This is a genomic window from Bacillus sp. FSL W8-1143 (genome assembly GCF_037965155.1).
GTDB classification, from domain to species: Bacteria; Bacillota; Bacilli; order Bacillales; family Bacillaceae; genus Bacillus; species Bacillus pumilus.
Genome location: NZ_CP150182.1, coordinates 2036020 through 2051509, shown reverse-complemented (window position 1 = coordinate 2051509; position 15490 = coordinate 2036020). Strand labels below are relative to the sequence as shown.

General features: G+C 42.9%; 17 protein-coding genes. 16 read left to right on the top strand and 1 reads right to left on the bottom strand.

The genetic code is table 11. The annotated features are described in order from the left end of the window. Positions 1-133 precede the first annotated feature (133 nt). The 5 genes from NSQ36_RS10195 to ypjB all read left to right on the top strand — a co-directional run bounded on the left by NSQ36_RS10195 (position 134) and on the right by ypjB (position 3690). Positions 134-640, top strand: a complete 507-nt coding sequence (locus tag NSQ36_RS10195; protein ID WP_007500911.1) for a ubiquinol-cytochrome c reductase iron-sulfur subunit — start codon at positions 134-136, stop codon at positions 638-640. A 2-nt stretch (positions 641-642) separates the two neighbouring features. After that, positions 643-1317, top strand: coding sequence for a menaquinol-cytochrome c reductase cytochrome b subunit (qcrB, locus tag NSQ36_RS10190; RefSeq protein ID WP_003215804.1), 675 nt, complete (start codon positions 643-645; stop codon positions 1315-1317). Between the two features lie 42 nt (positions 1318-1359). Next, positions 1360-2127, top strand: coding sequence for a menaquinol-cytochrome c reductase cytochrome b/c subunit (locus tag NSQ36_RS10185; RefSeq protein WP_003215888.1), 768 nt, complete (start codon positions 1360-1362; stop codon positions 2125-2127). Between the two features lie 100 nt (positions 2128-2227). After that, positions 2228-2821 (top strand): DUF1405 domain-containing protein, encoded by a 594-nt coding sequence (locus NSQ36_RS10180; RefSeq protein ID WP_003215758.1) that lies wholly within the window; start codon positions 2228-2230, stop codon positions 2819-2821. 65 nt (positions 2822-2886) lie between these two features. After that, positions 2887-3690 (top strand): sporulation protein YpjB, encoded by an 804-nt coding sequence (ypjB, locus tag NSQ36_RS10175; RefSeq protein ID WP_044141118.1) that lies wholly within the window; start codon positions 2887-2889, stop codon positions 3688-3690. 31 nt (positions 3691-3721) lie between these two features. On the opposite strand, the gene NSQ36_RS10170 is transcribed toward ypjB, so the two are convergent. Further along, positions 3722-4594: a YitT family protein gene (locus tag NSQ36_RS10170; protein WP_003215598.1), complete on the bottom strand. Its 873-nt coding sequence runs from the start codon at positions 4592-4594 to the stop codon at positions 3722-3724. A 137-nt stretch (positions 4595-4731) separates the two neighbouring features. Here NSQ36_RS10170 and NSQ36_RS10165 point away from each other — a divergent pair, with 137 nt between their 5' ends. The 11 genes from NSQ36_RS10165 (at position 4732) to dinG (ending at position 15485) form a co-directional block, all read left to right on the top strand. Further along, positions 4732-5067: a nucleotide pyrophosphohydrolase gene (locus NSQ36_RS10165; RefSeq protein WP_024422788.1), complete on the top strand. Its 336-nt coding sequence runs from the start codon at positions 4732-4734 to the stop codon at positions 5065-5067. A gap of 5 nt (positions 5068-5072) precedes the next feature. Next, positions 5073-5876, top strand: coding sequence for a 4-hydroxy-tetrahydrodipicolinate reductase (dapB, locus tag NSQ36_RS10160; RefSeq protein ID WP_050943854.1), 804 nt, complete (start codon positions 5073-5075; stop codon positions 5874-5876). Between the two features lie 17 nt (positions 5877-5893). Continuing rightward, positions 5894-6313, top strand: coding sequence for a methylglyoxal synthase (gene mgsA, locus NSQ36_RS10155; RefSeq protein WP_050943855.1), 420 nt, complete (start codon positions 5894-5896; stop codon positions 6311-6313). After that, complete coding sequence (gene bshB1, locus NSQ36_RS10150) at positions 6300-7010, top strand: bacillithiol biosynthesis deacetylase BshB1 (protein ID WP_137055047.1); 711 nt, start codon at positions 6300-6302, stop codon at positions 7008-7010. Before mgsA ends, bshB1 begins: the two co-directional genes overlap by 14 nt. Then, positions 7007-8152 (top strand): N-acetyl-alpha-D-glucosaminyl L-malate synthase BshA, encoded by a 1146-nt coding sequence (bshA, locus tag NSQ36_RS10145; RefSeq protein ID WP_050943857.1) that lies wholly within the window; start codon positions 7007-7009, stop codon positions 8150-8152. Before bshB1 ends, bshA begins: the two co-directional genes overlap by 4 nt. After that, entirely contained in the window at positions 8145-9347 is a 1203-nt protein-coding gene (locus NSQ36_RS10140; protein WP_339205631.1) for a CCA tRNA nucleotidyltransferase, read from the top strand. Before bshA ends, NSQ36_RS10140 begins: the two co-directional genes overlap by 8 nt. After that, complete coding sequence (locus tag NSQ36_RS10135; protein ID WP_253622471.1) at positions 9320-10303, top strand: biotin--[acetyl-CoA-carboxylase] ligase; 984 nt, start codon at positions 9320-9322, stop codon at positions 10301-10303. The genes NSQ36_RS10140 and NSQ36_RS10135 overlap by 28 nt, the downstream gene beginning before the upstream one ends. Before the next feature lie 197 nt (positions 10304-10500). Further along, positions 10501-11340 carry a 3-methyl-2-oxobutanoate hydroxymethyltransferase gene (panB, locus tag NSQ36_RS10130; protein WP_058014831.1) on the top strand — a complete coding sequence of 280 codons (840 nt, stop codon included), beginning with the start codon at positions 10501-10503 and terminating at the stop codon, positions 11338-11340. Beyond that, positions 11337-12203: a pantoate--beta-alanine ligase gene (gene panC, locus NSQ36_RS10125; protein ID WP_226803628.1), complete on the top strand. Its 867-nt coding sequence runs from the start codon at positions 11337-11339 to the stop codon at positions 12201-12203. The genes panB and panC overlap by 4 nt, the downstream gene beginning before the upstream one ends. Next, complete coding sequence (gene panD, locus NSQ36_RS10120) at positions 12196-12579, top strand: aspartate 1-decarboxylase (protein WP_034620444.1); 384 nt, start codon at positions 12196-12198, stop codon at positions 12577-12579. Before panC ends, panD begins: the two co-directional genes overlap by 8 nt. Positions 12580-12692: 113 nt before the next feature. Further along, a complete protein-coding gene (gene dinG / locus NSQ36_RS10115; protein WP_339205628.1) occupies positions 12693-15485 on the top strand; it encodes an ATP-dependent DNA helicase DinG in 2793 nt (930 codons plus the stop codon). Positions 15486-15490 lie beyond the last annotated feature (5 nt).

Below are 15490 nucleotides of genomic sequence, written 5' to 3'. Positions count from 1 at the left end.
TTTGCATTGTACATAGCTTTTTAGGATGTTGACCTTGTGAATAGATTGATATATTATGAGGGTGTCCTAGTTTTATGAAATTTTTTCTAATTCAGTTATAAAGTAGCTGACGACCTGAGGGGGGGAGAAAAAAATGAGCGAGAAGAGACATGGAGTGTCCAGGCGTCAATTTTTGAATTACACGTTGACCGGCGTGGGGGGATTTATGGCCGCTGGAATGCTCATGCCTATGGTTCGCTTTGCGCTTGACCCTGTGCTAAAAGGAACAGAGGATCAGGATATGGTTCAAGTTGTCAGTGTAGATGAACTGACGAAGGAACCGAAGCGCTTTGACTTTAAAATTGATCAAGTAGATGCATGGTATGAGTCAAAGGAATCTAGGTCAGCATGGGTGTACAAAGAAGGGGATGAAATTGTCGCTTTATCGCCTATCTGTAAACATTTAGGCTGTACAGTGAACTGGAACAGTGATCCGAAAAATCCAAACAAATTTTTCTGTCCATGCCACTATGGGCTGTACGACAAGGATGGTACAAACGTACCCGGAACTCCGCCACTTGCACCGCTTGATCATTATAAGCAGCAAGTGAAGGACGGATACCTCTATCTTGGAAAAGCTGTGCCGAAAGGGGAAGGGTAACGATGCTTAACAAGATTTATGATTGGGTAGATGAGCGGCTAGACATTACACCAATATGGAGAGATATTGCGGATCATGAGGTGCCAGAGCATGTCAATCCAGCACATCATTTCTCCGCTTTTGTGTACTGTTTTGGCGGTTTAACGTTTTTTGTGACAGTCATTCAAGTCCTTTCGGGCATGTTTTTAACGATGTATTACGTGCCGGATATTAAAAACGCCTGGGAATCTGTCTATTATTTACAAAATGAAGTGGCATTTGGTCAGATTGTCAGAGGGATGCACCACTGGGGTGCGAGTTTAGTTATTGTCATGATGTTTTTACATACGCTAAGGGTCTTTTTCCAAGGGGCGTATAAAAAGCCTAGAGAGCTCAACTGGATTGTTGGTGTGCTCATTTTCTTTGTGATGCTTGGACTTGGTTTTACAGGTTATCTCTTGCCATGGGATATGAAGGCGCTATTTGCAACGAAGGTTGGTCTTCAAATTGCAGAAGCGACGCCTTTCATTGGTAAAGAGATCAAAACGCTGCTTGCAGGTCATCCTGACATTGTAGGGGCACAAACGCTGACGAGATTTTTCGCTATCCATGTCTTTTTCTTGCCAGCGGCATTATTTGGGCTGATGGCTGCCCACTTTATTATGATTCGTAAGCAAGGAATTTCTGGACCGCTATAAAAAATTTGCGTTTGATGAATGTTCAATGAGGAGGGGATGACTTTGCATAGGGGAAAAGGGATGAAGTTTGTCGGAGACTCTAGAATTCCGGCAGAAAGAAAACCTAACATACCTAAAGACTATTCCGAATATCCGGGAAAAACAGAAGCCTTTTGGCCGAACTTTCTTTTAAAGGAATGGCTTGTAGGTGCCGTTTTTTTAATTGGATTTCTTGTCCTAACTGTGGTTCATGCACCTCCGCTTGAGCGGATGGCTGATCCAACAGATACCGGCTATATTCCGCTGCCAGACTGGTATTTCTTATTCTTGTACCAGTTATTAAAATATGAATTTGCTGCAGGTGGCTATACGGTAGTTGGTGCGATGATTATGCCCGGGATTGCGTTTGGTGCACTGTTGCTCGCACCATTTCTTGATTCTGGTCCTGAACGCAGACCGTATAGAAGACCGGTTGCAGTGGGGATGATGATCCTTGCAGTCGGCGCAGCAACATATTTAACGTGGGAGTCTGTTGCTACTCATGATTGGGAAGCAGCGGCAAAGCAAGGTGAAATTAAGAAAGAAGCAGAGATTGATACCTCAGCGGAAGAGTATAAAATTTATCAGGAGCAGACATGTATCTCCTGTCACGGGGATAACATGCAGGGCGGAGCAGCCGGACCGTCACTTGTTGACAATGGTCTTGCACCTGAGGAGATTGCTAAAATCGCTGTTGAAGGTAAAGGCAACATGCCTAAGGGTATCTTTAAAGGCAGCGATGAAGAACTTGAAAAGCTGTCTAAATATTTATCTGAGGTCAAATCTAAATAATTCAGTTGTTTAAATGCAAGTACAAGGATATACTCAAAAGAGAAAAAGCTGGCGCTGTCAGCTTTTTTCTGATTTTAATAGATCGTGAGTGAAGAGACGTATGAGATGGATTCAATATCTGCTAGCCACGCGCTATATGCTTGTGCTAGTCTTGATAATCAATTTCCTTGGCACTGTGTACGGCTACTATTGGTATATTCCACAGCTTGTAGAGACGCCGGCTATCTTTTTAGCTTTTGTTCCAGACAGTCCAACGGCAAGCTTTTTCTTTTTATTTGTTCTACTTGCTTTTTTGATGAAACGAAACGCTCCTTATTTTGAAGCACTTGCCCTCGTGACCTTAATGAAGTACGGGTTATGGGCTGTAGGAATGAATATCTTTGTCCTTTTATCTGTGGATGATTTTCCGTGGGAAGGGTACATGCTGATTGGGTCCCACTTTGCGATGGCGGTTCAAGCCGTATTGTTTGCACCGTATTATCGTTTTAAAATGCGTCATTTGGTGGTAGCTGGCATATGGATTTTACATAATGATGTGATTGATTATGTATTTGGTATGATGCCGCGTTATTCTATGCTGTCTGCCTATACAAACGAGATCGGCTACGTCACGTTTTGGTTAAGCATTGCCGTTCTTCTTGTTTCGTATTATTTCGTCCTATCGAAAAAATCGGTCAAGCTCGAACTCCCTTAACAATATTGGTCTAACCTTGTCCTTTCCTTCATACGCTGTATGGAGAAGGGCTAGGAGGGACTTGCATGAAACGAAAGCCAATCGCGATGATTCTATTATTTTTTCTCGTATTACAGCCATCTGTTGCCAAAGGCGAGGAAACAGCCGCTAGTGTGCTGCAAGAATTAACGGAACTATCAGATTCAATCTTTCAATTAACGAGACAAGCTAAATATGATGAGGCGTTACAGGTCGCATTGTATGTTGAAAAGACATTTAAAGCTGAGAATTGGCGCGGAACGCTGACAAATACGCAGATTCGGCAAATTACAGTTGGCTATCAAGATATCATAAAAGGGCTGCCGCAGGAAGAATTGAATGAGCGCGAAAAGCTTCGTTATGCCTCTCAGTTTAGAATGCTGCTCGATGCGATCCAGTCAGACTCTGAGCCACTTTGGGGTTCGCTGGAGAAGCCCATTATGGGGTCTTTTCCTACGTTGAAAAAAGAAGTGAAGGATCCGGAATCAACAACGTTTTATGAAACTTGGAATGAGCTGGTTTCTTTATACGATATGATCTATCCGAGTTTAACCATTGATGTTTCGCCTGAAAAGCTGCAAACGATTAAGCAGCATATGGAAGTGATTGAGCAAGGTGAATTTTTAAAAGCATCAAGTGGGACAAAGCTTGAGCGCCTCACGAAGCTTGAAGAGGATTTATCGAGTGTATTTGCCCACGTTGATCAAGATGAGGCTGACCCATCGCTTTTATGGGTCATTTTAACAACGGGAAGCATCATTTTATTAACGTTAACGTATGTTGGATTTCGGAAATACCGTGCTGAAAAAGAGAAGAAGCAAAAGCGACAAGCTGATTATCCGAAATCATAAAAAAAGAAGCACCATTTTTGGGCTTCTTTTTTTAATGCGGATTGAGCGGCTTTTTGTGTTCATCTAATGTGAAGCCTTCACCAAGCACATCATGCACGTCACTGACGGATACAAACGCATGAGGATCGACTGAGGTCACGACGCTTTTGAGATGGACAAGCTCGTTTTTTGGGACGACGCAATAAAGAACGTTGCGCTCCTGTTTTGTATAGGAACCGACCCCTTTTAAAATGGTCACACCCCGCTCCATTTCCTCTGTGATTTTCTTTTGAATGATGTCATCTTTTTCAGATATGATCATGGCACCTTTGGCTGCGTAAGCGCCTTCTTGCATGAAGTCAATGACCTTCGCAGCAACAAATACTGCGACGAGTGTATACATGGCTTCTTTGTAATTTAAATAAGTAAGAGAAATCGTAATGACGCAAGCGTCGAAGATGAACATTGTTCGTCCCATAGCTACCTGATAATGCTTGTTGATGAGTCTTGCGATGATATCCACACCGCCGGTAGTACCGCCGAACTTAAAGATGATCCCGAGGCCTGTTCCGATAAACACACCTGCAAAGAGTGCGGCTAGGGCCAAATCGTGCTGGAGAGGCATATGTATTTGAAAGCGCTGGAAGATGGCAAGAAAGACAGAAAGACTGACAGTACCTACAATTGTATAAGTAAACATCGTTCTGCCGAGCATTTTCCAGCCGATAAAAAAGATCGGAATGTTTAAGACAAGGTTTGAAATGGATGGATCAATGTGGAATAGAAAATATAAAAGCAGTGTAATACCTGTAAATCCGCCTTCCGCCAAATTGTTCTGCATATTAAAATGAACAAGACCGAAAGAAAAAATCGCAGATCCTATTAAAATAAAGACGATATTTTTAAGACGAATTTCTTTTAGCAAGAGACCACTCCTTTTTTTGCTTAGACAGCGATAATATTATATGGTATGGGAGAGAAACAAGCAAACTGAGTTTTAAACATTTGTCAAATATTTATGATTTCGCTAACATGTAAGAGATGGATAGGAGGATGAGCTTGATGACGAAAGAAAAAACGCTGCGTCACGTGCAGCAAGAAGTAGATGATTACATAGGACAATTTAAAGAAGGCTATTTCAGCCCGCTTGCCATGATGGCCCGTCTGACAGAAGAATTAGGCGAGCTGGCAAGAGAGGTTAACCATTACTATGGAGAAAAGCCGAAAAAAACAACGGAAACAGAAAAAAGCATGGAAGAAGAAATTGGCGATGTTTTGTTTGTGTTAACATGTCTCGCTAATTCACTAGATATATCACTAGAGGAAGCACATGATCGTGTGATGCATAAATTCAATACAAGAGACAAAGACCGCTGGACGAAAAAAGAAGGGAAGTAGAGACGATGACGAACCAAACCATCAAAGTAGTAATCGCTGGAGCAAGAGGAAGAATGGGGATAGAAGCTGTGAAGCTGGCAGAAGAAACGAGCCATTTTGAGCTTGTGGCAGCCCTTGATCACGCGCACGAAGGAAAAAAATTATCTGATGTGATTCATACGACATCTGAGGCGCCGATTTATACAGATATTGATGTGTGTCTTTCAGAGACAACACCTGATGTATTAATTGATTTGACGACACCAGAAATCGGGAAAGTACATACAAAAAAGGCGCTTGAACATGGCGTGCGTCCAGTCGTCGGAACCACTGGTTTTTCTGAAGCTGACCTGAAAGAGCTCCAGCAATTAACAGAAGAAAAGGGCATAGGCTGTATTATTGCGCCAAACTTTGCTGTCGGTGCAGTCTTAATGATGAAGTTTGCCAAAATGGCAGCGAATTACTTTCCTGACGTTGAAATCATTGAGCTTCATCATGATAAAAAACTTGATGCTCCGAGCGGTACTGGGCTTAAAACAGCTGAAATGATTGCAGAAGTCAGAGAAAGCAAAAAGCAAGGACATCCAGAAGAGAAAGAATTAATCGAAGGTGCACGAGGCGCAGATTATGACGGTATCCGTCTGCACAGCGTAAGACTTCCGGGTATGATCGCACATCAAGAAGTACTGTTTGGAATGGACGGACAGACGCTCACCATTCGTCATGATTCTTATAACCGTGCCTCATTTATGTCAGGTGTAAAGCTTTCAGTTGAACAGGTTATGCACATTGATCAGCTTGTCTATGGTTTAGAAAATATCATCGACTAATAAGGAGTGGATTCCTGATGAACATTGCTTTAATCGCTCACGATAAGAAAAAAAGTGACATGATCCAATTTGCCATTGCGTACCGTGATATATTGGCAAATCATACACTTTACGCAACAGGGACAACAGGTTTGAGAGTGAAAGAAGCGACGGGGCTTCCCATTCATCGTTTTCAGTCAGGACCACTTGGAGGAGATCAGCAGATTGGTGCTTTAATTGCTGATAATGCAATGGATCTTGTGCTCTTTTTTAGAGACCCGCTTACCGCGCAGCCGCATGAACCGGATGTATCTGCACTTATTCGGCTATGCGATGTGTATACCATTCCACTTGCCACCAATATGGGGACCGCAGAGATTTTAGTCAGGAATTTAAATAAAGGTACGTTTGATTTTCGAGATGTAGCAAAAAACGGAGGAACAAATGAAACGACTTGATATCCTTGCATTCGGAGCCCATAGCGATGATGTAGAGATCGGTATGGGCGGAACGATTGCAAAATACGTAAAAAAAGGGGCGCGTGTCGGAATTTGCGACTTGACCCAGGCTGAATTATCCTCGAATGGAACGGTAGAGAGCCGTAAAGAGGAAGCGAAAGCGGCTGCCGCCATTTTAGGCGTGTCAACGCGAATCCAGCTCACGCTGCCAGACAGAGGTCTTTATTTAAATGACGAAGCAATGAAGGACATTGCGGGCGTGATTCGTACATACAAACCGAAGCTAATTTTTGCTCCGCATCACCAAGATCGGCATCCAGATCATGGTCATGCGGGTTCACTTGTAGAAGAGGCTGCTTTTTCGGCAGGTATACATAAATTTGAAGATTCATACAAGCAGCCAGCGCATAAAATAAGTCAGATGTATTATTACATGATTAACGGCCATCATCGTCCAGATTTTGTGATTGATATTTCTGAGGAAATGCACCAAAAGATTGATAGCTTGCATGCGTATCAAAGCCAATTTGTAAAATCGGCGCATTCAGTGGAGACACCTCTTGTGAACGGGTATATTGATTTTGTGAAAATGAGAGAGTCTATGTATGGAAGAGAAGTCAATAAAGCTTATGCAGAAGGGTTTATCACAAAGAAACCACTTTTGATCGATGACGACTTACTTGGGGGGGAATTATGAAAAAACTAAAGGTCGGAATCACTTGTTATCCAAGTGTCGGCGGATCGGGCATTATTGCGACGGAACTTGGAAAACGTTTAGCTGAAAAAGGGCACGATGTTCATTTCATTACCTCAAGTATTCCGTTTAGGCTCAATAAAGTGTATCCGAATATTTATTTTCATGAGGTGGATGTCAATCAATATGCTGTTTTTCAATATCCACCTTATGACCTTGCACTAGCTAGTAAATTGGCGGAAGTCGCAAAACGAGAGAAGCTCGATATTATTCACGCGCATTATGCGGTCCCTCACGCCGTCTGTGCGTTCTTAGCGAAGCAAATGACGGGACACACAGTGAAAGTCGTTACCACGCTTCACGGGACGGATATTACGGTTTTAGGCTATGATCCATCTTTAAAGGAAGTGATTCGGTTTGCCATCGAATCATCAGACCGGGTAACAGCTGTGTCGCATTCATTAGCTGCACAGACGTATGATCTGATTAAACCGGATAAAAAAATCGATACGATCCATAATTTCGTCGATGAGCGTGTGTATTTGCGTGAAGATCATGAAGTGCTGAAGAAACATTATGGTCTCATGCAGGACGAAAAGGTCATCATCCATGTATCGAACTTCCGAAAGGTAAAGCGCGTGCATGACGTGATTCATGTCTTTAAAAAGATTTCTGACCAGGTGCATGCAAAGCTGCTGCTGATTGGTGATGGTCCTGAAAAGTCGGTTGTATGCGATCTTGTGAAAAAGCTGGAACTAACTGATCGTGTGTTGTTTTTAGGAAAGCAAGAGAAGGTAGAGGAGCTTTATTCAATTAGTGATTTGAAGCTGCTGCTTTCTGAGAAGGAGAGCTTTGGGCTTGTACTTCTTGAAGCAATGGCCTGCGGTGTCCCTTGTATTGCAACAGATGTTGGCGGAATACCAGAGGTCATTGAACATGGAGAGACAGGTTTCCTTGTCCCGCTCGGCGATATAGAAGCGGCAGCTAAACACGCAGTCTCAATACTCAAAAACAAAGCGCTTCATGAGCAAGTGTCAGCGGCGGCCCAGTCTAGCGTTCAAGCCCATTTCTCTTCTGAAAAAATAGTGAGTGAATATGAAGAGCTTTACCTAGAATTGATCGAAGGTGATGATGAAGATGAATGAACCATTCACACATGCGATCCCTATTTTACATACACTGCACGAACATGGGCATCAGGCTTACTTTGTCGGCGGAGCAGTGAGAGATGTCCTGTTAGGCAGGGAAATCGGTGATATTGATATAGCAACCGATGCAACGCCTGATACGGTCGAGTCTTTATTTGAAAAAACAGTTGATGTTGGCAAGGAGCATGGCACTGTCATTGTGTTACATGATGGGGTCAGCTATGAGGTGACGACGTTTCGAACTGAATCAGAATATGAAGATTTTCGCAGACCGAAAGAAGTGGCGTTTATCACATCCTTGAAGGAAGATCTTTTAAGAAGAGATTTAACAATCAATGCGATGGCCATGGATATAAATGGGGAGATTATTGACCATGTAGAGGGAAAAAAGGATATTGAGCGGAAACGAATTCAAACCGTAGGAGATCCTGCGTGCCGCTTTCAGGAAGATGCGCTTCGTATGATGAGAGCGGTCCGTTTTTTAAGCCAGCTTGGCTTTGAGCTCGCTCCTGAGACGGCTGAAGCGATGAAAAAAGATAAGCGCCTGCTTGCCAACATATCCGTTGAACGCAAAAAGATTGAAATGGAAAAGCTTTTAAAAGGTCGTTATTGTGAGCGGGCGATCAAGGTGCTCATTTCTACCAAATTGTATGAAGAATTGCCGGGTCTCAAAAAGGATCGTCTGCAAGAATCCTTTCAGTCATTTCCGTATTACTTACTGGATGGACTGGAAGAGGTATGGGGGGCTTTTATCCATTTGCTTGGCTTAGATGAAGCGGAGGCTGTGCTCTTCTTAAAAGAATGGAAGCTGTCAACAAAGCTTTTGAAAGACGCTGTGGCTATTAGTCAATACGTCGATTGTGACTGGGATGCGGAGAAGATGTTTGAGGCTGGTGAACACGTGCTCTTATCTAGCTTGAAGATCTCACAGCTAAAACACGAGCGCCGCATTTTCTTTGACGAGCTGGAGGCAGCGAAGCGTTCTTATGATGCACTGCCGATTAAAACGCTTCAAGACCTCGCTGTTTCAGGAAAAGATTTAATGGCCTTTCGGCAAAAGACATCAGGAAAATGGATCGCAGAAGAGCTTGATTTGGTGAAAAAGGCCGTTCTGCACAATCATTTAGAAAACCGAAAAGAAGCCATAGAGGAGTGGCTTACAGCATGCGATCAGCAATTAGAAAACGATTAATCGAACTATTTACAGCATCTAGCCAGGATTTTGTCTCAAGTCAGCAAATTTGTGATGAGCTTGGCTGTTCTCGAACGGCTGTCTGGAAGCATATAGAGGACCTCAGAAAAGAGGGCTATGAGGTAGAAGCCGTCAGAAGAAAAGGATATCGCCTGCTGCGTAAACCGGACAAAATTAGTGAGGACGAAATTCTGTTTGGTCTCGACACAGAGAGCTTTGGCAGGCACATTTATTTTCAGAAAGAAGTCGCCTCCACACAGCTGATTGCCCATGATCTTGTAAATGAAGGTGCGCCCCACGGCACGCTCGTTGTCAGTGATCATCAGACAAACGGGAAAGGCCGCCTTCAAAGAATGTGGCATTCACCAAATGGGACAGGCATCTGGATGAGTCTCATTCTACGGCCTGAAATTCCGCTGCACAAAGCGCCGCAGATGACGCTTTTAGCATCTGTAGCCATCGCAGAAGCCATTGCAGAGCAAACAGGACTCAGTCCATCCATTAAATGGCCAAATGATATTTTGTTAAACGGGAAAAAAGTCGTTGGCATTCTGACTGAATTAAAAGCAGAGGCGGACCAGGTTCATGCAGTGATTATTGGCCCGGGCATTAATGTGAACCAAACGGCTGATGACTTTCCGGAGGAACTAAAGGATGTCGCCACGAGCCTGCGAATGGAATTGAATGAAAAAGTGGACCGTGCTGCGCTCATCCAACAGATCATGTCCACCTTTGAAAAAAGGTATGCTGATTATATGAAGCAAGGATTTGCGCCCATTAAACAATTATGGGAATCGTTTGCGATGACGATCGGGCAGCATATTGTGGCCCGCACCGTCAATGGGCAATACACTGGAAAAGCGCTCGGAATCAATGAAGAAGGTGTTTTATTGCTTGAAACGGAGGAAGGGATCCAAAAAATCTACTCCGCAGACATCGAGATCAAGTCAACTTAAGTGGAACACCCGGCACATTTTTGATATACTTCGTGTGGGCAGTATCTGAAAAGAGCTGTACCTGTTAGAAACAAAAATTTGATAAATTTCTGCCTTGATCCTAAGGGACTTGGACAGAGGGATGATTCGCCGCGCATGAGAGATCAAAACATGTGATGTGAGGCAAGCCATCTCCTCTCCAGAATGAGGAGGAACAAATGAAGACAAAGCTAGATTTTTTCAAAATGAAAGAACAAAATGAACCAATTGTAATGCTGACAGCATACGACTATCCATCTGCAAAGCAAGCAGAAAAAGCGGAAGTCGACATGATCTTAGTCGGTGATTCACTTGGGATGGTTGTACTTGGACTCGATTCGACAGTACAAGTCACGATCGATGACATGATTCATCACACAAAAGCAGTGAAAAGAGGCGCAAAAGACACATTTATTGTGACGGATATGCCATTTATGTCTTACCATTATTCATTAGCAGAAACATTGAAAAACGCAGCACGCATCATGCAAGAAAGCGGTGCGGATGCCTTAAAGCTAGAAGGCGGAGATGGCGTATTTGAATCCATTCAAGCTCTCACAAGAGGCGGGATTCCTGTCGTCAGTCATTTAGGCCTCACACCTCAGTCAGTTGGAGTACTTGGCGGGTATAAAGTGCAAGGAAAAGACCACGAAAGTGCGCAGAAATTGATTGAAGACAGCTTAAAATGTGAGGAAGCTGGTGCGATTGCACTTGTGCTTGAATGCGTACCTGGCGAACTGACAAAACGAATTACCGACATGCTGAAAATTCCTGTGATCGGGATTGGTGCAGGGGCTGAGGCAGACGGACAAGTTCTCGTTTACCATGATGTGGTAGGATACGGAGTGTCTAGAACACCTAAGTTTGTGAAACAATACGCGCAAATTGATACTGTATTAGAAGAAGCGCTTATTCAATATACGAAAGAAGTAAAAGCACACACATTTCCAGAAGACAAGCATACATTTCATATCAAAGAAGAAGTCCTTGATGGTTTATATGGGGGGATCAAAAAATGAACGTTGTCACCCATATTCACGAGTTGAAGGAATTGATCAAGCTGCATCAAGAAAAACAGCATTCCATCGGCTTTGTTCCAACGATGGGCTTTCTTCATGAAGGACATCTGACGCTTGCGAAAGAAGCAAGGGATCAAAATGACATTGTGGTAATGAGCATCTTTGTCAATCCTTTGCAGTTTGGACCGAACGAAGACTTTGAATCCTATCCAAGGGATATGGAAAGAGATCAGCGTCTTGCAGAAGAAGCAGGGGTAGATATTTTATTTACACCTGATGTGAAAGAAATGTATCCAAATGAACCATCGATCACGATGACGGTTCAAAAGCGGACTGATGTCTTATGTGGGAAAAAACGCCCAAGACATTTCGACGGCGTTGTGACTGTGCTGACAAAGCTATTTCATCTTGTAGCACCAACAAATGTATACTTTGGTTTAAAGGATGCACAGCAAGTCGCTGTGATCGATGCGATGATCAAGGATTTCTTCTTTGATCTTCATCTTGTCTCAGTGCCGACAGTTAGGGAAGAAGACGGTTTAGCGAAAAGTTCAAGAAATGTGTACTTGTCTGATAAAGAAAGACAAGAAGCTCCTGCTTTGTACCGCGCATTGAAAAAAGGACAGTCAGCGGTTGAAAAAGGTGAACGTGACGTCAGTCGCATTTATCAGTTGGTAGAAGAAGAAATTCTTCAAACGAGCGGGGAAATTGATTATATTGAGATTTACTCCTATCCAGAGCTTGAGCCGCTTCAGCAGTTAGCAGGTCAGGTCATCATTGCGATTGCGGTGAAATTCTCACGGGCAAGACTGATTGATAATGTGATATTCCATGTTCCTGAAAGCGGTGAAAAGCATGTATAGAACCTTTATGACTTCTAAACTTCATAAAGCGACAGTAACAGAAGCAAACTTACATTATGTAGGAAGCATCACCATTGACGAAGATTTACTTGATGCGGCAGGTATGATGGCAAATGAGAAAGTACAGATTGTCAATAATCATAATGGCGCGAGACTTGAAACATATATTATTCCCGGTGAAAGAAAGAGCGGTGTCATTTGTCTAAATGGCGCAGCAGCAAGATTGGTTCAGCCGGGTGATGAAGTGATTATTATTGCTTATGGGATGCTTTCAGAAGAAGAAGCAAAGACACATACACCAAAAGTGGTCGTGTTAAATAAAGAAAATCAAATTGAACAAATGATTGGGCAAGAGCCTGCGAGAACGATTTTATAACGCATGCTGCAATGAAACAGAACAGTTTAAGAAAAGGAGCTGTTCTGTTTCAGCTATTTTTGCCCAGAGCGTGTTTCACTTCGAGTGGAACGAGGAATTGAGGTGTCCATTTTATGGCCGATCAAAGGTTTGTTGTCGTTGATATTGAAACCACCGGAAATTCACCTAAAAAGGGTGATAAAATCATTCAAATTGCTGCGGTGGTCATTGAAAATGGACAAATTGTCGAACGGTATTCAAAATATGTGAACCCGGGAAAAGTGATCCCTGGATTTATTGAACAGCTGACAGGCATTCAGCAGCATATGGTAGACGATGCAGTGTTTTTTGAGGACATTGCCCAAGAGGTGTATGATCTCATTCAAGGCGCTTATTTTGTTGCGCACAATGTTCATTTTGACTTGAATTTTTTAAATGATGAACTAAAAGCATGCGGGAAAAATGAGCTGGATGTGCTAGCGATTGATACAGTTGAAATTTCTAGAATTCTTTATCCAGAGCTTGAAGGCTATAAGCTCACTGAATTAAGCGAAGAGCTCATGCTTCCACATGACCACCCGCACAGGGCGGATAGTGATGCGGAAGTTACTGCCATGTTATTTTTAACCTTACTCCATCAATTAACACATACACCGCCAAATGTGCTAAAGCAGCTGCGCAGATTATCCTCTTATCTCTTAAGTGATATAGGACTTTTAATCCAGCAGCTTGAAACGAGTGATGCTAGCCGCGAAGATTCTTTGGTAGAAGTCGGCTCTTTTGCTGTTAAAGATGTCACCAATTCTGAAAAGGATACGACAGATTCAGTAGGGGAAGACGATGAACAGCTATTTGAGGAGATCAAAAAGAAGCTTCCCCACACAGTGGAAGGCTATGAAGTAAGAGAAGGCCAGCTCAAGATGATGAATAAAGTGAGAGATGTGTTTCATGAAAGAGCTTATGCTTTAATTGAAGCGGCACCAGGTATTGGAAAAACGCTCGCATACCTCATACCAGCTGCATTAGAAGCAAAGAAATCAGGAAAACCTGTCATTATTAGTACATATTCCATTCTTTTGCAGCAGCAAATGCTTCAGCGTGATGTGCCGATTTTAAATCAATTGCTTCCATTTGAGCCAGCAGCCTGTGTATTCAAAGGTCGGGCGCATTATATTTGCTTAGATAAGTTTGAGCATGTGCTGCATGAGGAAGATGATAATTATGATGTGGTCTTAACGAAGGCGCAAATATTAATGTGGCTCCTTGTGACAGAAACGGGTGATTTATCTGAACTAAATTTACCGTCGGGAGCTGCCAATATAAAAGACCGGATTTCGTGTGTGCACATGCCGTTTACATCGAAAAAGCGCCGCTTTAAAGAATACTGCTTTTATGAGCGTGCGAAAAGAAGGGCCAAAACAGCTGATTTAATTTTAACGAATCATCGCCTGCTCTTATCACAAACGGAAGCATCATCTATCTTTCAGCATGCTGACGTATATGTGATTGACGAGGCTCACCAATTTGAGAAAACAGCCAATGAAACGCTAGGGGATAGTGCGTCGTATATTCAGCTTCATGCGAAATTAACGCAGCTTGGCTCCATGCAGGGCGGTCTGTTAAAGAAGCTCAAAAAGAGATTTCACGGTGCCGGCTTACAGACGGACACCTTTATCGAAATGGATGAGTATCTTCATCAGCTTCAAATGGAAAGTGACGCCTTTTTTAGTACCGTTCATTCTTTTGTCAAAAGGACAAAACCAAAAGCAGACATCAATCGTCTCATTCATAGAGTCCGTCATCATTCGAAGCATGCGCAGTGGAAACGGATTAAAGAGACGGCAAGTAAGCTTTGTTCTTTGTTAATTGCTTGTGAAAAGCTGTATGAGCAGCAAAAAAGCGAGCTTCTTCAAAAAAGTGATCAGTTGACAGAGCACTTTGCGTTTGAAGCAGAGGAATACGATCAAGTGATGTCGTTTATGCATACATTTTGCAGTACGCTGTACCGATTCATTTTTGAACCGAAAAACGATGAAACGGTTTGGATTGAGATTGATGCAAAAGGTGCCAAAAATGCTGTCTTTATGCATGCACAGCCGCTAGATACTGGAGAGCTTTTAGCGGATCGATTTTTTATGAACAAAAAAAGTGTTGTCCTCACATCGGGGACACTCACAATCAATGGGCGCTTTGATTATTGCTTAGAACGATTTGGTCTGCAGGATTTTTATCCGCATCTTGTACAGATTGAGTCACCGTTTGAACTTGAAAAACAGCTCAAGGTTATCGTACCAGCTGATATGCCGCCGATTACGAACCGTGATGAGCGCGACTATGTAAAGCAATCAGTACGGTACATTAAGATGATGGAAAAGCAGCATCAAGCGAAAATATTGGTGTTATTTAATTCACATGAGATGTTAAAAGCAGTGTATGATGAACTGAAAACAGAAGGGATGCAAGCCGCCCTTTTTGCTCAAGGTCTGACGGGCGGTAGCCCTGTTAAATTAACGAAGATGTTCAAATTAGCAAAACATGCGATTTTACTTGGTACGGGTAGTTTTTGGGAAGGTGTCGATTTTCCAGGATCAGAGCTGACAACAGTCATTATGGCACGCCTCCCGTTTCGGCCGCCTGATTCACCGCTCATTGAAGCAAAATGTGATGCCGCTAAAAAACAGGGAAAGAACCCGTTTAAAGCCGTTGCACTCCCAGAAGCTGTGTTAACCTTTAAACAAGGTGCAGGACGCTTGCTGCGCTCTGAAAAAGACATAGGGACATTGCTCATTTTAGACCGCCGAGTGAAAACCGCGTCATATGGAAAGCTATTTTTAGAATCACTCCCTCTTGCGCCAGTCCACGAGATGTCAAAAGAATCACTTGAGGCGTATATAGAGAAACTCAACAACGAAAAGCCGCTGTCATAAGCGGC